The organism is Pseudoclavibacter caeni (genome assembly GCF_008831125.1).
In the GTDB taxonomy this organism is placed as follows: Bacteria; Actinomycetota; Actinomycetes; order Actinomycetales; family Microbacteriaceae; genus Pseudoclavibacter_A; species Pseudoclavibacter_A caeni.
In genome coordinates, this window is record NZ_WBKA01000002.1 from 301563 (window position 1) to 319161 (window position 17599).

Genomic DNA, 17599 nt, shown 5'->3' on the forward strand with positions numbered 1-17599 from the left:
CGAGGACTGGCCCGACGAGGCAGTGCTCGCCGCGCCTCGTGCACGGGGCGACGGGAACGGGTAGCCTAGACAGTCGTGGACGTTCTCAGTGTGAGCTCTCTCAAAGGCGGTGTCGGCAAGACGACCGTCGCCCTCGGTCTGGCCTCTGCGGCTCTCGCCCGCGGCAGGCGCACGCTGCTCGTGGACATCGACCCGCAGACCGATCTCACCACGGGGCTCGCCGTCGACCCCGGCAGCGCGCTGACGATCGCCGACGTGCTGCGCAACCCGTCCCCTGATGTCGTCCGCCAGGCGATCGTCTCCAGCGCCTGGACGAAGGACCGCGCGCTCAGCGTCGACGTGCTCGTCGGGTCACCCCGGGCGATCGAGTTCGACGCCCCGGCGCCACGCCCCCGCGACCTGTGGAAGCTCGACGAGGCGCTCGCCCTCATCGAGGATGCCTACGACATCGTCATCATCGACTGCCCGCCGTCGCTCAACGCGCTCACCCGCAACGCCTGGCTGGCCAGCGACGAGGTGCTCATCGTCACAGAGCCGTCGCTGTTCGCCGTCTCGGCCGTCGGCCGCGCGTTCAAGGCCATGGACGAGCTGAGCGAGGCGCAGGACGTGCCCGTGCGCGCCCTCGGCGTGCTCGTCAACCGGTTCCGCAAGCAGTCGATCGAGCACGAGTTCCGCGTCTCCGAGCTCGAGCAGCTCTACCCCCGGCAGCTCATCGACGTGCGGCTGCCCGAGCGGGCGAGCCTGCAGCAGGCGCAGGGATCGGCCCGGCCGGTGCACTCATGGCCGAGCGAGTCGGGCAAGAAGATGGCCGCGCAGTTCGACCAGGTGCTCGACATCTTCGAGGACGCGGTGCGCGGCATCGCCCATCAGGGCCACGGTCACGCGGAGCGGCGGGCCGTCTCGAAAGCCGATCAGCACCGCTGAACCAGCCCGACGTCGGCGTCGGTGACGAGTCTCGAATCCTGCCAGCACCGCTGAACCAGCTCAGCCGGGGTCAGCACCGCTGAGTGATCCGTCGGGATGTCGTCCGCAGCGGGCATGCCGTCTCCCCCGCAGGATGATGTGACCGAGCGCAGCTCACACAACGAACGTGCACCGCTCCCCCGGATGCGATCGAGGGGGACGCCGCGCGGTGCGGGCTGTGATCTCCTCACCCGCGACGGCCGTGCGCCACTCCGGGTGGGACCGCCCTGCGACCCGCTCAGCTGGCAGTGCGACGCCGATGCCGACGCTCGGCGAGGTCGTCGACGTGCGTCTCGGTGGCACCGATCGTGACGAGGTTGTCCTCCACCTCGCGCAGCACCTTGCCGACGGCGATGCCGAACACGCCCTGGCCGCGGCTGACCAGGTCGATGACCTCGTCGTCCGAGGTGCATAGGTACACGCCGGCGCCGTCACTCATGAGCGTCACCCGGGTGAGGTCCTGGATGCCGGCGCCGCGCAGCTGCTCGACCGCCTTGCGGATCTGCTGCAGCGAGATGCCGGTGTCGAGCAGACGCTTGACGAGCTTGAGGGTGAGGATGTCACGGAAGCCGTAGAGCCGCTGGCTGCCGGAGCCGTGCGCGGCGCGGATCGTCGGAACGACGAGGCCGGTGCGCGCCCAGTAGTCGAGCTGCCGATAGCTGATGCCCGCGGCGGATGCGGCGATCGCGCCCCGGTACCCGCGTGTGCGGTCGAGGTCAGGGATGCCGTCGGTGAACAGGACGTCGGAGAGGTCCTCGGAGGGCGTGCCCGGATCATCCTCGGGGCGCTGCGCATCGGCCATGAACCGACTCCTCACTCGACTGTCGCGAACGGCCCGCGAGCTGCGAACCTGTGGCTCACAATACCAGCGGGATCCGCACCGGCAGGGGTTTCAGACGTCTCGTCGCCGGCGTGTCGAACTTTGAACTCTCACGTGAAAGTTGAAATCGGCTCAGGACGGCCGCGATGGCCGATCGCTCAGTCGAGCGCGTCGCGCACGCCGCGCTCGAGCAGGCAGCTCTTGAGCGAGACGAGCGTGTCGGTGATCTGCTGCGCCGCAGCCGCCGCCTGGGCGCGCCCCTGCGGCTGATCGCGCCGGAAGCCGGAGACCGCGCCCTCGATGAGACCGATCTCACGATCCGTGGCGGCCTTGACCCCGCGCAGGTGCCGAGGCTCGATGCCGTGCGCGCCGAGCGTGACGAGCGCGGTGAGGACGCTGCGGGCGGTCTGGTCGTACCGGTCGCCGGCGGGCAGCAGCCCCACCGACACCGCCTCACGCAGCAGCCGGGCGTCGGCGTGGGTGACCTCGAGCAGCTCCTCGCGCGTGCAGACGCGCTGCACCGTGGCATCCCCCGCCGCAGCCCGGGTGATGCCTGGCAGCAGCGGCGTGCGGCCGGCATCGATCTCGGCCAGGTACTCGCGGATGACCTTCAGCGGCAGGTAGTGGTCGCGCTGCAGCCCGAGGATGAGCCGCAGCCGCTCGACGTCGTCGGCGCCGAACTTGCGGTAGCCCGAGGCGGTGCGCTGTGGGGAGATGAGCCCCTGCTCCTCGAGGAATCGGATCTTCGACGGGGTGACATCAGGGAAGTCGCCGACGAGGCGGTTAAGTACCTGGCCGATGCTCAGCAGCTTGCGCACCTCATCCGGCGAGCCCTGCGCCGCGGCCGCGGCGGCCGACCGTCGCGCGGCGGCGGCCATCAGCGCGCCCCTCCGGCCAGCAGGTCGCGGCGGGAAGGGTAATAGGTCATGCGGTACTTGCCGATCTGCACCTCGTCGCCGTCGTTGAGGCGGCGGGCCGTGTCGATGCGGGTGCCGTTGAGATAGGTGCCGTTCAGGGAGCCGAGGTCGACGACCTCGTACCCGCCGTCGACCCGGTGGAACTCGACGTGTCGGCGCGAGACGGTGACGTCGTCGAGGAAGATGTCAGCGTTCGGGTGCCGGCCGACCGTGACCACATCGGAGTCGAGCAGGAAGCGGGCACCGACATTCGGCCCCTGCCGAACGATGAGCAGCGCCGATCCCTCGGGCAGCGATGCGATGGCCTCGAGCTCCTCGGGGCTAACCCCGATCTGGATGGCCCCGGTCTCCAGCAGCTGCCTGGCGAACGAGCCGGTGAACGTGAGCGTCGCATCGTCGGAGGCGACGTTCACCACCGGGGTGACGGTGGTCTTCGGCTGCTCCGGGCGGGACCCATCAGACTGCTCTATGCTCATCCACCCCTCCTCTCGACACGAACTGCCCCTCAGTTTAGTCGAACGCGAGCACCCACCGCCACGGCGTGTCCGCTTGTGCGAGCGCCACTCGTGAGGCAACGGGCACCCTCGGAGCGCCGCCCGGCACGCCTGATGCGACAGTTCCCGGCCGAGCGTGTATCATTGCCAAGGCTGCTCGCGAGAGTGGCCTCGCATCACCTCAAGCCGACGTGCTCCGACTGATGCGACGGGCTGTGGCGCAGTTTGGTAGCGCACTTGACTGGGGGTCAAGGGGTCGCAGGTTCAAATCCTGTCAGCCCGACCGACTGAACCGTCTCAATCCGCTTGAACACGCGGATCTGGGGCGGTTCTTGCGTCTCCGTGGGGCCGGTTCCGCCTGCCACTGCGCTCGTCCGCTCGTCACGATCGGGGTCGATCAGGCAAGGCGATGATGCCGCGGCGCGGATGACGCCACGGCGATGCGTCGGGCTGGGTGCGGAGCGACGCCGCGGCACGGCTCGTGGTCAGTGCGAGCGGGTGACGGACTTCGTCGTCACGCTCGGTCACGCCGCCCGCGTTCGATGCGGGCGTGGGGGTCGCGGGCCACGTATGTGCACAGGCCTGCCTCTCCTGAATCCACCGCGCGGGCACCGACCGCCCGAGGTCGCCGCCTCCGCCGACGGAGGAGAGCTGGAGACGCACGCTCTGGCTCGTCACATTCGTGATGTGGCTGGCTTCTGCGGCTGTCAACGCGGTCACCGGGCTCTGTTACGTGACCCATGTCGCGCCATGGGACATCCTGGAGTCAGCGTTCGGGGCAGATGCTCTCCTCTGGCTGGCATCGGCCATCATGCTCGTGATCGTGGCCGCGGTGACGGCGCCGACGATCGAGCCTCGATTCGGAGCAGTGGCGCTGACGCTTCCGCAGCTGCTCACAGCGACCCTCGACGTGGTCATCTATCTCGCTTGACCCATATGAGCTGATGGTGCGCCTGGATGCCCTGGGTGGCTGGTCCGGTCGTTCGTCGTCGCGGAGGCACTCTTCCTGACGTGGGCGGTGGCTCGCCCCGGTCGTCCCGGCCCCAGCAGCGGCGAACCCGGGGATGCCGCATCCGGGTGCGACGGCACCGGGACGGGAACCTGCTTGTGCGAGCCGAGCACGTCGCATCGGGCCCACCAGGGCACCGGATCCGCGCCGAGGGCGCGCACGAACTCGTGACCAGCACTCGATGGGCAGCGACCACCCGGAGAACGCGACCGAGATGCCACTCTTCGAGAGGCCGGTGCGGGCGCTGCGCGACAGCAGGATCGGGTTGCCACCTCCAAGCGCAGCTGGCGCAGATCGGCGCAGAGCGCGGGACGCTGCCCCACCCCGCCTCCGATGCCCCGCCGACTCAGTCCGTCAGGTGCAGCGCGTGCGCGACGGCGTGCACCACGTCGCCTGCACTCGGCTGGTTGCCGCGCTCGCCGCGTCGCCAGTAGCCGGTCAGGTCGAACTCGCCGCGCTCGAGTCCGGCCCGCCGCACCCAGGCGCGCAGCGGCCGGATCATCCCCTGCTCCCCGCCGTACCACACGTACGCCCCACCGCCAGCAGGGATGGCGATGTCGGCCGCGGCGTCCGCGAGCAGGGTCGTGGTGCCCGCGGGCCGCCCGTCGCGGTGCAGCCAGCGCACCTCGAAGCCCTCGGGCATGTCCATCGGCTGCTCCTCGGCGGCGTCGGCGACCTCGATGACCACCACGCCGCGGATGTCCCGGGGCAGCTCCGCCAGCCGGCGGGCGATGGCCGGCAGCGCGGTCTCGTCGCCGAGCAGCGCCTGCCACTGGAACGCGTCGGGCACGTGGACGCCGCGTGGCGGGCCGGCCATCCAGATCGTCGAGCCGATCGCCGCCTCACGCGCCCAGGTCGACGCGACCCCGCCCTCGTGGGCGACGACGTCGATGTCGACCTCGCCGGTGGCAGGATCGTGCCGGCGCACCGTGTAGTCGCGGCTCGGCACGATGGGCCGGGGCCACCGCAGCCGGTCGCCGTCGGGCACCGGGATGCGCGAGGTGTCGTCGAACGGCTCGGGGAACAGCAGCTTGACGTGCTCGTCGGCGATGTGACTCTCGAACCCGGTCATGGCCGGCCCGCCGAAGGTCAGCCGCAGCATGCGCGGAGTGACCGTCGCCCGGCGGATCAGCCGAGCCTCGCGGATGCGGACGGGCCACCGTCGCAGCTCGGCCCGGGGCCTCGTCGTGTCCTGCGCATCCTGCTCGCTCATCGGTCTCCTTCGGTCCGTGGTCAGATCAACGTCAGTGCATCAGGTTACCCTTGGCTTACATCCATCGACATGGAGACTGCGTGCCACCACCTCCGGCACCGTCCGGTTCACCACCCGGTCCCCGCTCGTGTGCGTCGTGCTCCCCCAGGTGCGGTGCGACGCTGACCCTGTGAGCCAGGTCTCGCGGGGACAGGAGTTCCACTAGAATGCGCAAGGGATCATGACCACCACCGAGACACCGACCGAGCAGGCACGCGGATGAGCCGTTCCACCGCTCCCACGCACGTCCGCGCCCGACGCTCGCACACCGCGGCGGTCGTCATCAGCGCGCTCACCGTCATCGCCATCGGCCTGGCCGCCGGCGGGGTCTGGCTGTTCGTGCGTGAGCAGGTGCCCCGGCTGTGTGACGAGGCCACCCAGCAGCTCTCCGATGCCGCCACCGCCCTCGACACGGTCACCGATGACGCGCAGACCCTCTATGACGACACGGTGCACACCTCCGGCACCCCCACCGTCACTCCGGCGACGAGCGTGCCCACCGCCGACTACCCGGTCAGTGACGGAGGCAGCACCTTGGTGAGCGATCTGCGTCAGGCGCTGCGGTCGCCGGAGGTCGTGGATCTGACCGTCACCTGCGACAGCCGCGGCGACGCGGCCTCCATCCGCGGCCGCGCCGATGAGGTGAACGAGCGCGCCGACAGTCTGCGCGTCGTCGCCCAGCGACTGCGGGACGGCCGCGACGCCTACCGGTCGAGCAAGGCCCTGGACGCCGCGCAGCCGCAGCTGGACGCCGCCCAGCAGGCGATCGACGACGCGAACAGCACCGCCGACTATGCCCAGAGCGCGCAGGGCGCCACGCTGCTCCCCGACGCCCAAGCGAAGCACGACGCGCTGCAGCAGCTGCTGGCCGCCGATCCCCAGGCGACGAAGGCGGATGCCATGATCACCGCCATCGACCAGGCGAAGACCGCCACCGACCTGCTGACCGCGGACCTCTCCGCCTGGCAGAAGGCCCGCAGCGCCGAGGCCACGGCCGTCACCGAGATGCTGAAGGTCCAGGCGGCACTCGTACCCGACGACCCAGATCAGCAGCCCGGCCAGACCGACGCCCTCGCGGGCGACGCCGACCGCGCCGGCACGTCCGCCTCGGCATCGCCCTCGGCATCCGCGCCCACGTCGACGAGCCGCACCGACGACGACATCGTGCTGCGTGGCTACTGCAGCGGAGCCGGCACCTACCTCGTCTACCGCACCTCACGCGGGTGGACGACCACGACCGCGAACACCGACTATCTGCGCCGCACCTGCTGACGGGCGCGCAAGGAGGCGACACATGACCGATCCGAGCGATCCCCTCTTCGGCGGGGAGCTGGCCGAGCGACTGGGCATCCACATCAGCGACCTGACGGCCGAGCGCGCGGTGGCCACAATGCCGGCCGCGGGCAACCACCAGCCCGCCGGCGTCGTCAACGGCGGCGCCTGGTGCGTGCTGGGCGAGACGCTGGGCAGCCGGGCCGCGAACGTCCACGCGCGCACACTGGGCCGCGTCGCGGTGGGCATCGAACTGAAGGCGAGCCATGTGCGCTCCGTGCGCGAGGGCACGGTCACCGCCGTGTGCGAGGCCGTGCATCTGGGCCGCACCCTCACCCGCCACCGCACCGAGATCCGCGACGAGCAGGGGCGCCTCGTGTCGGTCATCGACATCACGAACGCGCTCATCGAGCCCCGATGACCGCGAGCGGGGACGCCTCATGCGCGTGCTGATCCTGGGCGGCAACAGTCCGCACCACCACGACTGGATCCGGTCGCTCAGCCAGTTCCTCGCCGACCGCGGTCACGACCCAGTGCTGCAGGACTACCGACACTGGCAGACCGGCGACGCGGACGCGGACCTCGACCACGAGATCGCCGTGGCCGGCCGGCTCATGCGCGACAAGGGCCCGGATGATTCGACCGCGATCGTCGCCAAGAGCGTGGGCTGCATGATCGCCGCCCTCGGGACCGCCCGCAATGTGCTCGTCCCGGAGCGCTGCCTGCTGCTCGGGATGCCGCTGGACGGGATCGCCGGTCAGACACCCGACCTGCCGGCGGCGATGCGCACGCTGCCGGCGACGACGCTCGTGCAGCACGAGCACGACCCCTACGGCTCCGCGGCGACCGTGCGCGCCTGGCTCGCGACGGTGGACGCCCCGCGGGTGCGCCTCGTCGTCACTCCAGGAGACACACACGCCTACACTGACCTCCACCGCATCGAGCGGGAGCTCGTCGCGGTGCGCTGACGACCGGGCCACCCACACCGCTTCTCCGACATCTGTTGCAGAAACGCCCGGAGCAGCGTACCCTCGGATCAGGCTCCGACCTGACGTCCTCTCTCATCTTCCGATGGCGGGGCCTTCGACAGTGGTAGCCCCGGCCCGTCCCGCTCATGGCAGTCAGCAGGACGGGCCGGCCACGTCAGCGGTCCGTCCCGACCGCATCCAGCCTGACCGGCGGCACGGGCTCGTCGAGCAGCCGACGCGACCAGCGGCATCCGGTGCGCCGCCGCTCCGCCCTGGTCGTGAACCGGTACTCGTACGACCGCACCCGGATCGCCCGCGGACGCCGCCCGTCGAACGGATCCACGCGCAGCAGTCGCAGCGTGGCCGGATCGGCCTCGAGCAGCCGCACGAGCAGCCGCAGGAACCACGACTGGGCAGTCACCGGGCCGAACGGCAGGAACCACATCAGCCAGTCGAGCCGCAGGTGGTACGGCGCCCACTGCCGGGGGATCCGCTTCAGGTCACCGGGCTTGCCGTGGAACCGGTAGGGCAGCCAGCGCTCGGCGTCCGCCGACGGCCGCGCCGCGCCCCCGGGCTCGAGGCCGTCGGCCGCGTCGGCGGCAGCGCCGTCCGTGTCCGCCGGGGCAAGCCCCTCGATCTCCATCTCGACGCGTCGGGAGGTCACAGTGCCGAACGCGCCGTACGCGTTGACGAGCTGCCAACGGTCAAAAGCCGCGTTCATCAGCTGCGAGCGCCGGAACAGGTTCCGCAGCGGCTCGCGACTGCGCACCACGAGCAGCACGACGACGGCCCACACGATCAGCTGCCACGACACCGGCGACGGGGCGGGGCCGACCGTCTCCTGCGCGGGCAGCCCGAGCATCCACCGCCACACGGGGTCGCTCACCAGCGAGGCCGCGAGCACGATCGTCAGCCAGTTCAGCCACGCGTAGTTGCCGGTCAGCACAAGCCACAGCTGCGTGACGATCACCACGAACGACGCGATCGAGGCTAGTGGCTCCGGGACGAACAGCAGCCAAGGAAACACGAGCTGCGCGACGAAGTTCGCCACCACCTCGCAGTGATGGAACCAGCGCGGCAGCAGATGCGCCTGCCGACTGAGCGGGCCGGGCATCGGCTGGGTCTCGTGGTGATGCTCCATCGCCGTGAGGTCGCGCCATTCCGAGCCACCGCGCCACTTGATCATGCCGGCGCCGAACTCGAGCCGGAACAGCAACCAGGCGACGAGCACGAGCAGCGGCTGCGGCATCAGCTCGTCAGCGGGCCCCGTCCACGCGGAGAGAAACCCCGCCTCGAGCAGCAGCATCTCCCAGCCGAACCCGTAGAACGTCTGGCCGATGTCGACGATCGACAGGTACAGCGCCCACATCACGAGGAACACCGCGGCGACGAGCCACGCCGGGCCGCGCTGCGGCAGGCCGACGACGACGCTCGCCGCGAGCACCGCCCCGATCACGGTCATCGCGCGCAACCTTCGGTCGGTGTAGGCGAGCCGGCGCAGTCGGAACAGCGAGGGACGCCCCACCAAGCGCCGGCGAGCACGTCCGGTCCCGCCGCGAGTCGCGTCTGCACGCGCCTCGATCGCGCGCAGGCGGGCGAGGTGCTCGGGGACGGGCAGCAGGCCGTGCTCGCCGAGCAGGGCGGGGAACTGCCGCCAGGTCGACACGAACGCGATCAGGAACACGGCCGCGACGCCCCGCTGGAGCACCTGCCGGCCGATCTCGTGCGCGGCAGGGTCGAACCAGCCGAGACCCGGTGCGAGCCCCAGACCGGCGAGCCAAGGCCAGGTGAGCAGGTCCACGCGATCATCCCCTCGGCCGGTGAGAACGCCGGGCGGGTGCGGGGCATTCCATGCCGACGCCGGCGGTGATCGGACCGCGCGACGACCCGACAGGTGCGACCGTCGCGGCCCCGCCCTCCGACTCCGGTCCGGCGCACGCTCCCCCGTGAATCCGTCCGGTTCAGGGTATGTCCGGGCCGAGGTCCGGCAGGGCGACAACGCCGAACCGGTCGCGGAGGGCGAGTCGGGCGGCCAGCCATCCCGACATCCCGTGCACGGCCGGGCCGGGCGGGGTCGCCGCCGAGCAGAGGTACACCCCGGGCACGGGCGTCGCCCACGGCCGGGGCGAGAGCACCGGGCGGGCGAGCATCCGCCACATCGTCACCGCCCCGCCGGAGATGTCACCGCCGACGTCGTTCGGGTTCGTCCGGGCGAGCTCGGCGGCGCTGCGGGCGTGCGCCCCGAGCACCCGGTCGCGCAGGCCGGGCGCATACGCCTCCAGCCGGCGCAGGATCGGCTCGGTCGGGTCGAGCGGGCTGCCGGCGGGCACGTGCAGGTACGCCCAGAGCGTCTGCGCACCGGCGGGGGCGCGGGTATCGTCGACGACGCCCGGCTGCACCACGAGCAGGTACGGATGCTCGGGCGGGGGCGCGAACCACGGGGCACGGGCCGTGGCGTCCTCGGCGGCGGCGATCGCCTCGGCCGTGCCGCCGATGTGCACGGTCGGCGCGAGGGCGAGCCGGGGATCCCGCCACGGCACCGGCCCGTCGAGCGCCAGGTCGAGCTTCGCCGCGCCCGGCCCGTACCGGTGACGGACGAGCGCCCGGCGGTACCCGGTCGGCAGCCGGTCGCCGAGGACGTCCGCGAGCACGCGGGGGCTGGTGTCGAACAGCACCGCCCGCGCGCGGGGCAGGTCGGCGGCCGCGCGCACGGGATGCCCGGTGACGGTGCGGCCGCCGTGGGCGACGAGGTCTCGGGTCAGCGCGTCCGCGATCGCCTGCGACCCGCCGACCGGCACGCCCCAGCCGGCGCCGTGCCCCTGCGCGGCGAGCACGAGCCCGGCCGCCGGGGCGGCGAGCGAGGGACGCCGACCCGCCACATGCGCGGCGACGCCGGCGAACAGGGCGCGGGCGCGCGTCCCCCGCAGGGCGAGGGGCTGGGACGGTGCGCCCCGGTCTGACGGAGTCTGGGCGAGGGCCCGCAGCCCGAGCCGCAGCTCGTCGACCGGATGCGCGGGCACACGCAGCAGCGTGTCGAACGCGACCCGGGTGACCGCGTCCACCCGGTCGGACAGGGGGCCGAGCACTCGGCGCCAGCTCGCCGCATCCGCCGGCCCGCCGCCGAGCGCTGGGGCGCCCAGCTCGGCGACCGTGCGGTCGAGGTCGCGCCAGGCGAGCACCGCTGGCCCATCGGGCATCGCGTGTGCGTACGAGACCTCGGGGATGCGCCAGGCGATCCGCTCGCGAATGCCGAACGCGCGCAGGAACGGCGAGGCGAGCGCCGCCGGGTGCACGGCGGAGCACAAGTCGTGATGAAACCCCGGCAGGGTGAGCTCGGCCGTGCGCGCACCGCCGCCGATCGCGTCCTGCGCCTCGAGGACGGTGACCGAGAGGCCCGCACGCGCGCAGGTCACCGCGGCGGCGAGCCCGTTCGGCCCGCTGCCGACGACGACGACGTCTGGGTCGCTCACAACCGGATGTAGCGGGCCCCGGCCAGCTCGGCGTCGACGATCGCGTCCAGGGCGGTGTCCACGGCCTCTGCCCCGTCGGGCAGGGCGTCAGCGGCGACGCCTCGGCGGTGCAGGGCGATCGAGCACGCCTGGATGGTGGTGCCCTCGGCCACCTGTGCGTCAGGCAGCTCCCGCACCGCGTCTCCGGCGACGACGATCGTCACGCGGGTGCCGGGATGCCGCTCCCGGATCCGCGCCGCAGCCCGCTGCGCCTTGGTCAGGTCACCCTCGTCGCCCTGCACGTGCAGAACGAACCACGCCGTGTCATCCTCGTGTCGCTGCTCACTCATGTCTGCTTCTCCATCCTCGTCCGTGGCAGGCTGTCGCCCGCATCCGTCCGCGCCTCCGCGCCGTCAGTCGGCGGACATCGCGGTGATGCCCGCATCCGCCGACCCGCGGCCCTGCCAGGCACTCGCCGGCACGAGGCGCCGTCCCAGCCACTCTACGGCGATCCGGGATCGTCCTATCCGTGTCCGGGGCTCTGGACCTGGTCCAGGTCGTCCTCCTGCCCGGGGTCCGGGACCGTCCTGTCCGTGCTGCCATGCCCGACGCCGACAGGACGACCGCATCCGCATCGCACAGACGCACACCAGCAGCATCCACATCGCACAGGCCACCGCACGACACCGACGAAACCGGCATCCCCGCAGCCTCGAGGCACCAAACGCACTGCTCTGCAACCTCGATTACCCCGACCTCAAGACCGACAGCACCACCCCGACCACCTTGACAGCCACCAGGCGTCCGCCACGAGCACCCGTGTCAAGGCCGTTGCGGCGGGTCGGCGCACCGCCCGGCGTGGATCGTACCCTGCCCGCCACGGAGCGTGCCCCTCCCCGGATCGTGCCCCGACCGCCATGGCTACTGTGGAGAGAGACACCGTTGGAAAGGAGTGGCCGGCTGCCCGAGCAGCCGGTCGGACTGCCATGACCGATCACGACGCGCCAGCACACAACGCACCAGCCGCCCCCGATCCCGACAGCACACCAGCCGTCGAGCGCCACAGCACGCCAGCCGTCGAGCCCGATGACGCACGGGCCCACGGCACCACGGCCGAAGGTCCGCAGACACCCGTTCCACTGCCCCGACGGGTCGCCCTGGTCGGTCTCGGCGCGATCGGGGCCGCCTACCTGTGCCGGATGCAGGATGCCGCCCCGGACATCGAGCTCGCCGTGATCGCCGACGGCGCCCGCGCCGAACGCATCCGCCGTGACGGGGTCACCGTCAACGGCGTGCTGCATCACCTGCCTGTGGTCAGCCCTGACACTCCCGCCGCCCAGGGCACCCCCGATGCCCCGGCTGACGTCGTGCTGTTCGCGGTCAAGGGCGCGGCGCTCCCACAAGCGATCGAGGCGGCGCAAGCATGGATTGGGCCGGACACCATCGTGCTCAGCCTGCTCAACGGAATCTCGAGCGAGAGCGACATCCGGCAGGCGACCGGCAGCGCGCATGTGCTGCTCTCGCTCGCGATCGGCATCGACGCCGTGCGGGTCGGCTCGCAGGTGACTTACACCTCCCTCGGCCGCATCGAGTTCGGCGACGACGCTCCCGCCGGCACGGCACCGTCCGCCGACGTGGCGCGGGTGCACGCCCTGTTCGAGCATGCAGGCGTGCCGCACGCGGTGCCCGACGACATGCGCCGGGCGATGTGGTTCAAGTACCTGGTCAACTCCGGGATCAACCAGGTCTCCGCCGTGCTCGAGGCGCCCTACCGCGCGTTCCAGCGGCCCGATTCCCCGGCGCGCCGGGTGATGCTCGCCGCCCAGCGCGAGGTCATCGCGGTGGCGCAGGCGCGCGGCGTGCCGCTCGACGAGCACGATCTGGACGCCTGGCTCGCGGTGCTCGACGGGCTCGGCCCCGACAGCCGCACGTCGATGGCGCAGGACGTCGCCGCGCACCGGCCGACCGAGGTCGCCCTGTTCGCCGGCACGCTCGTGCCGATGGGCGCCGAGCTCGGCGTGCCGACGCCGGTGGGCCGCACGCTGCTCGACCTGATCCGGGCGAAGGAAGCACTGTGGGAGGACGCCGCCCGCTGAGCGTCGTCGGCCGCCCTCGCCCGGCACCATGGACGCCCGGCACGCACCGAGCCGGCGCGGCCGGAGGCCCCGCCGTCCGAACGCCTACAGGTCGCGCTGCAGCCAGGTGACGTCGTGCCACTCGCCGTGCTTGTACCCGATGCGCTCGAAACGGCCGACCTGGTGGAAGCCGGCCCGCTCGTGCATCCGGATGCTCGCCTCGTTCGAGCTGACCACGTTCGCGAGCGCGCGCCGCTGCCCGCGCTCGGCGAGCACCGGCAGCAGGGCCGCGTACATCGCCCGGCCGACGCCCCCGCGGCGCACGTGCATCGACACGTAGACGCTCATCTCGCAGGTCCAGTCGTAGGCATGTCTGGAGTTGAACTCGTGGGCGTAGGCGTACCCGAGGGTCTCCCCCTCGCGCTCGGCGACGACCCAGGCGAGTCGGCGCTGGGCGTCGACCATCCGGCGGGACACCTCGTCGGCGTCCGGGGCGATGGTCTCGAAGGTGAACGCGGTCTGCTCGACGTAGGGTCGGTAGATCTCCGCGCAGGCGGCGGCATCGGCCGTCGTGGCGTGGCGGACGAAGACTCCGTCCGGGGTCTCGAGCAGCCGCGAATGGGTCTGTGCTTCGGTCACCGCGCCAGCCTAACGGGCATGGGTGACCTCACGGTTGCCGTCCGCCCTGAGCGAACCGCGAACGTCCCGCCGGGCTGCGCGCTCACGGGGATCGCCACGACAACCTGTGTCAGATCGCCACAATGACCGGGCGCCCGGCCGGGTCGCCGCACGGACGTCTCGGCCGGCTCGCCGCATCCGCTCGCCCATCTGATGAGGGCACCGGTTCGCCGGGCCGGCAGGCATCTCGATTTGCCGTTCCAGTGTGGCGATCGAGCGCGCCCGGCTCGCCGGGCGTCCGCCGACGCTCGTCAGCGACGCCTGGTGCCGTCTGCGGGCTGGCGGTCCCGCAGCCAGCGCAACAGCAGTGCGTCGCGTCCGCGCAGTATGCCGGCCATCCGCATCCGCCGGGGATGCTCCCCGGGCGAGACGACCATGCGCGGGCCTGTCCCGCCGAGCACCGTCGCGTCGAGGGTGACGCACATCTCGTCGATCGCGTCGGCGGCGGCGAGCGCGCCGAGCAGGGTCGGCCCGCCCTCGCAGTGCACCCGCCGCAGGCCGCGGCGGTCGAGCTCGGCGAGCAACGCCGGGATCTCGACCCGGTGCGCCCCGGCGACCACGACGTCCGCGACCGGGTCGAGCGCGGCGCGGCGCGCGGACGGGGCGTCGGCGGCGACGAACACGAGCGGCCGGCGAGGCGCGTCGGCGAACACGGCGGAGTCCGGGGCGAGCCGGGCGGCGCCGCTGACGATCGCGAACGCGGGCTGGGCGGCGAGTCCGCGGGCGCTCCGCCACGCCGCGACGGTCGGGTCGAGGCGGAGCGCCCCGTAGCCCTCGCGGCGCACGGTGCCCGCACCGATGAGCACCACGTCGGCGAGTCGGCGCAGCAGGTCGAACAGCCGGTGGTCGGCCGGCCCGCCGAGGGGCCCGGAGACCCCGCCGCGGGTGACCGCCCCGTCGATCGTGGTGACCATGTTCGTGCGCACCCATGGACGCTCGAGCCCGGCAGGGAAGACGTGCCGGTGCAGCAGGGCCCGGTCGTCGAGGGCCACGCCGGCGACGTCGACGATCTCGGCCGGATCGTCATGGACCGGGGCCGGGGCCGGCCGCGTGTCCGACGTCTCGTGCGGCGCGGCCGTCCCGCAGGGTCGGAAGGCGTCCGGGGCCGTGTCGTGCCCGGCGCTCACAGGTTGTGCCGTTCGACGGCGGGTTCACGGAACCCGAGGATCGCCTCGACCATCCGCATCGCGTCCACGGACTCACGGGCCGCGTGCATCCGCACGATGCGCGCGCCGAGCAGCGCGCACGCGGTCGCCGCGGCGAGAGAGCCGGCGAGCCGGTCGTCCCGTTCTCGGTCGAGCGTCTCGCCGATGAAGTCCTTGTTCGAGACGGCGGCGAGCGTCGGCAGCCCCAGGGCGGTGATCTCGTCGAGGCGGCGGGTGAGTTCGAGCGTCTGCCGGGTCGTCTTGTTGAGGTCGTGGCCGGGGTCGACGACGATGCGATCCTCTGGCACGCCGAGCTCGACCGCACGGTCGACGCGGCGGCGCAGCAGGTCGGCGACCTCGCCGGCGACGTCGGCGTAGTGGGGATGCGGGTAGGGACGGCGCGGCCGGGCGAGGCTGTGTGTGACGACAAGGGTGGCGTCGCTGTCGGCCACGACCCGGGCGAGGTCGGGGTCGTGCAGGGCGGTGGTGTCGTTGATCACCGCGGCGCCCGCGGCGATGGCAGCCTCGGCGACCCCGGGCTGGAACGTGTCCACCGAGATCACCACGTCGCTGGCCGCTGCGACCTCGCGCACGACGGGGATCACCCGGTCGAGCTCCTCGGCGACCGGCAGCGGCGGGCCGGGGGCGAACTTGACCCCGCCGATGTCGACCCAGTCGGCGCCGGCCCGGGCCGCGTCCAGCGCCGCCTCGACCGCGCGGTCGAGGGCGAACGTGCGCCCCCGGTCGAAGAACGAGTCCGGGGTTCGATTGATGATCGCCATCACGGCGATCTGGCGGGAGAAGTCGAAGTCGCGGCGGCCGATGCGGCGCCGGGGCGACGTCAGCGGGGGCAGGTGGACGGCGGTCATGGGCTCATTCTCCCGCATGACCGCCCGGTGCCACGACCGGCGCGGCCGGCGTCCGGTCGGCGTGCGGTCGACTCAGGCCGCGCCATCCGACACCTGCACCGGCGTGCGGGCGCCGCCGCGACGCAGGGCGGCCAGGGCGAGCCCGCGGCAGGTGCGCATCACCTCGTCGTTGTGATCGGCGAGCCCCGCGGCGTGGTGCCGGGCCGCGAACCGCAGCTGCAGCAGCTGACGCCGGGGCAGCCCGCGCCGGTCGACGCCGCGCGCAGGCAGCGTGCGCAGGTAGTTCGCCCCGACGAGCCCGGGCCAGGAGACGGGACGACGGTCGGCGTGCCGGGTGCTCGTGCGCATCGCGCGGACGTTCTGAAGGTGGATCGTGCCGTCGAGCATCGTGATCCACTCCGGGTCGTAGTGGGCGGCCTGCTCCCAGCTGCGCGAGGCCTTCACCTGGACGCCGCCGGCGGCGCGCAGCCCGCGGTGGACGACGATCATGTCGGCGTTGGCCGCACCGGCACGCCGCTCGAACTGGGGCGGGGCGGGCAGCACGAGCACGGCGGGATCCCGCCGCGTCGCCTCCAGCAGGCCGATCATCGCGTCGATCTCGGTGAGCATGCCCGTGTGCCAGGCGCGGAAGGTCCGCTGCTCGCCGGTATCCTCGGCGACGCCGCCGAGCACCTCCTCACGCACCTGGGCGAAGAGCACCGCGTCGCAGGAGAGCTCGACCCGGGCGCGGTCGACCGCCTCGCGGATCGACCGGTCGTCCATGTCGCCGACCAGCAGCGCCCGCCAGAACGGCAGCGAGCGCATCTGCAGCCGGTGGAACGAGAACCCGGTGAGCTCGGCCAGGATCGCCGGGTCGGCGTCCTCGTCGCCGAGCTCCACGGCCAGCGCGGTCATCCGGGCGGCCGCGCCGGTGAACCAGACCGAGAAGTCGCGGGCCACGCCGGCGAAGACGTCCGCCGGCAGGGTGCGCCCGCCGGAGAGCCAGTCGTGCAGCAGCATCCCCCAGATCTCGCCGTGCTGCAGAGCCTCTCCCCCGGCGATCGCCGCCAGCCGGTCGGCGGGGGCGTCCGACACCGCCTCGACGTCGCCGGGCGCGGCGCAGTCCCGCTGGTACGCGGTGACGAATTCCTCTGCACGCATCCCCACTCCTCTCGTCGCGCGTCGGGCCAGTCCACGAGCCGGCCGGGGCGTCGACCCGACGCATGCCCATGTCATCACGCGGACGCTGTGCATGGGCTGAGCATCCCCGGACGGCCTGCCGTGCACGGTGTCCACGCAGGACCGCAGGCGGGGTCATGAGCGGGCACGTCGTGCCGCGGCCCCGCTGCCGCGTCGACGCGCGAGGTGCCAGGCCACCCTTGACAGCGACCGAGTCCCGCGTATCCTCGGTGATACCCCCTCCGGGTATCCGCCCGGGATCCGGTCGCCCCGGCGCCGCCCGCCGGGCGGCGCCGGGGGACGATGAGAGGAGTCACCATGACCACATCCGAGTATCAGGTCACCGGCATGTCCTGCGCCCACTGCGAGCGCGCCGTGCGCGAGGAGGTCGGGCGCATCCCCGGGGTGCAGCACATCGACGTCAGCGCGAAGACCGGTCGGCTCGTCGTCGACAGCGACGCCCCGCTCGATCGCGCCGCGGTGCGCGCTGCGGTGGACGAGGCCGGCTACGAGCTGGCCGACTGACCCGA

General features: G+C 72.5%; 18 protein-coding genes and 1 tRNA gene. 8 read left to right on the top strand and 11 right to left on the bottom strand.

The window, feature by feature from the left end:
• Nucleotides 1-75: 75 nt before the first annotated feature.
• Nucleotides 76-924 (top strand): ParA family protein, encoded by an 849-nt coding sequence (locus tag F8O02_RS03860; protein WP_158035917.1) that lies wholly within the window; start codon nt 76-78, stop codon nt 922-924.
• Nucleotides 925-1201: 277 nt separating this feature from the next.
• Here F8O02_RS03860 and F8O02_RS03865 read toward each other — a convergent pair whose 3' ends face one another.
• The 3 genes from F8O02_RS03865 to F8O02_RS03875 all read right to left on the bottom strand — a co-directional run bounded on the left by F8O02_RS03865 (nt 1202) and on the right by F8O02_RS03875 (nt 3176).
• Complete coding sequence (locus F8O02_RS03865) at nt 1202-1765, bottom strand: MerR family transcriptional regulator (RefSeq protein WP_158035918.1); 564 nt, start codon at nt 1763-1765, stop codon at nt 1202-1204.
• Between the two features lie 176 nt (nt 1766-1941).
• The gene (ftsR, locus tag F8O02_RS03870) at nt 1942-2661 is read right to left on the bottom strand and encodes a transcriptional regulator FtsR (protein WP_158035919.1); all 720 of its coding nucleotides are present in this window, start codon (nt 2659-2661) and stop codon (nt 1942-1944) included.
• Entirely contained in the window at nt 2661-3176 is a 516-nt protein-coding gene (locus F8O02_RS03875) for an FHA domain-containing protein (RefSeq protein WP_158035920.1), read from the bottom strand. The genes ftsR and F8O02_RS03875 overlap by 1 nt, the downstream gene beginning before the upstream one ends.
• A 227-nt stretch (nt 3177-3403) precedes the next feature.
• On the opposite strand from F8O02_RS03875, the gene F8O02_RS03880 reads away from it, so the two are divergent.
• Together F8O02_RS03880 and F8O02_RS03885 are read left to right on the top strand one after the other, a co-directional pair.
• A tRNA-Pro gene (locus F8O02_RS03880) sits at nt 3404-3477 on the top strand.
• Between the two features lie 399 nt (nt 3478-3876).
• Complete coding sequence (locus tag F8O02_RS03885) at nt 3877-4125, top strand: hypothetical protein (protein WP_192496540.1); 249 nt, start codon at nt 3877-3879, stop codon at nt 4123-4125.
• A 424-nt stretch (nt 4126-4549) separates the two neighbouring features.
• Here the strand turns inward: F8O02_RS03885 and F8O02_RS03890 are convergent, their stop codons facing one another.
• Nucleotides 4550-5416: a siderophore-interacting protein gene (locus F8O02_RS03890; protein ID WP_158035922.1), complete on the bottom strand. Its 867-nt coding sequence runs from the start codon at nt 5414-5416 to the stop codon at nt 4550-4552.
• 258 nt (nt 5417-5674) lie between these two features.
• On the opposite strand from F8O02_RS03890, the gene F8O02_RS03895 reads away from it, so the two are divergent.
• From F8O02_RS03895 to F8O02_RS03905, 3 genes are read left to right on the top strand one after another with little or no spacing between them, the layout of a single operon-like run.
• Nucleotides 5675-6727, top strand: coding sequence for a hypothetical protein (locus F8O02_RS03895; protein WP_158035923.1), 1053 nt, complete (start codon nt 5675-5677; stop codon nt 6725-6727).
• A 22-nt stretch (nt 6728-6749) separates the two neighbouring features.
• On the top strand, nt 6750-7148 hold the full coding sequence (locus F8O02_RS03900) for a hotdog fold thioesterase (RefSeq protein WP_158035924.1): 399 nt from the start codon (nt 6750-6752) through the stop codon (nt 7146-7148).
• 19 nt (nt 7149-7167) lie between these two features.
• Complete coding sequence (locus tag F8O02_RS03905; RefSeq protein WP_158035925.1) at nt 7168-7695, top strand: alpha/beta fold hydrolase; 528 nt, start codon at nt 7168-7170, stop codon at nt 7693-7695.
• 175 nt (nt 7696-7870) lie between these two features.
• Here the strand turns inward: F8O02_RS03905 and F8O02_RS03910 are convergent, their stop codons facing one another.
• The 3 genes from F8O02_RS03910 to F8O02_RS08990 form a co-directional block, all read right to left on the bottom strand.
• The gene (locus F8O02_RS03910; protein ID WP_225734097.1) at nt 7871-9496 is read right to left on the bottom strand and encodes a lipase maturation factor family protein; all 1626 of its coding nucleotides are present in this window, start codon (nt 9494-9496) and stop codon (nt 7871-7873) included.
• Between the two features lie 160 nt (nt 9497-9656).
• The gene (locus F8O02_RS03915) at nt 9657-11165 is read right to left on the bottom strand and encodes a phytoene desaturase family protein (protein WP_158035926.1); all 1509 of its coding nucleotides are present in this window, start codon (nt 11163-11165) and stop codon (nt 9657-9659) included.
• Nucleotides 11162-11494, bottom strand: coding sequence for a hypothetical protein (locus F8O02_RS08990; protein ID WP_179416296.1), 333 nt, complete (start codon nt 11492-11494; stop codon nt 11162-11164). The genes F8O02_RS03915 and F8O02_RS08990 overlap by 4 nt, the downstream gene beginning before the upstream one ends.
• Before the next feature lie 636 nt (nt 11495-12130).
• Between F8O02_RS08990 and F8O02_RS08995 the strand changes: the two genes are divergently transcribed.
• The gene (locus F8O02_RS08995; protein ID WP_179416295.1) at nt 12131-13240 is read left to right on the top strand and encodes a ketopantoate reductase family protein; all 1110 of its coding nucleotides are present in this window, start codon (nt 12131-12133) and stop codon (nt 13238-13240) included.
• An 84-nt stretch (nt 13241-13324) separates the two neighbouring features.
• Here F8O02_RS08995 and F8O02_RS03930 read toward each other — a convergent pair whose 3' ends face one another.
• The 4 genes from F8O02_RS03930 to F8O02_RS03945 form a co-directional block, all read right to left on the bottom strand.
• Complete coding sequence (locus F8O02_RS03930; protein WP_225734098.1) at nt 13325-13858, bottom strand: GNAT family N-acetyltransferase; 534 nt, start codon at nt 13856-13858, stop codon at nt 13325-13327.
• A gap of 290 nt (nt 13859-14148) precedes the next feature.
• Nucleotides 14149-15024, bottom strand: coding sequence for a dihydrofolate reductase family protein (locus tag F8O02_RS03935; RefSeq protein WP_158035929.1), 876 nt, complete (start codon nt 15022-15024; stop codon nt 14149-14151).
• Nucleotides 15021-15911: a dihydropteroate synthase gene (gene folP, locus F8O02_RS03940; protein ID WP_158035930.1), complete on the bottom strand. Its 891-nt coding sequence runs from the start codon at nt 15909-15911 to the stop codon at nt 15021-15023. Before folP ends, F8O02_RS03935 begins: the two co-directional genes overlap by 4 nt.
• A 72-nt stretch (nt 15912-15983) precedes the next feature.
• Nucleotides 15984-17051: a hypothetical protein gene (locus F8O02_RS03945; protein WP_158035931.1), complete on the bottom strand. Its 1068-nt coding sequence runs from the start codon at nt 17049-17051 to the stop codon at nt 15984-15986.
• 336 nt (nt 17052-17387) lie between these two features.
• Here F8O02_RS03945 and F8O02_RS03950 point away from each other — a divergent pair, with 336 nt between their 5' ends.
• Complete coding sequence (locus F8O02_RS03950) at nt 17388-17594, top strand: heavy-metal-associated domain-containing protein (protein WP_158035932.1); 207 nt, start codon at nt 17388-17390, stop codon at nt 17592-17594.
• Nucleotides 17595-17599: the final 5 nt, after the last annotated feature.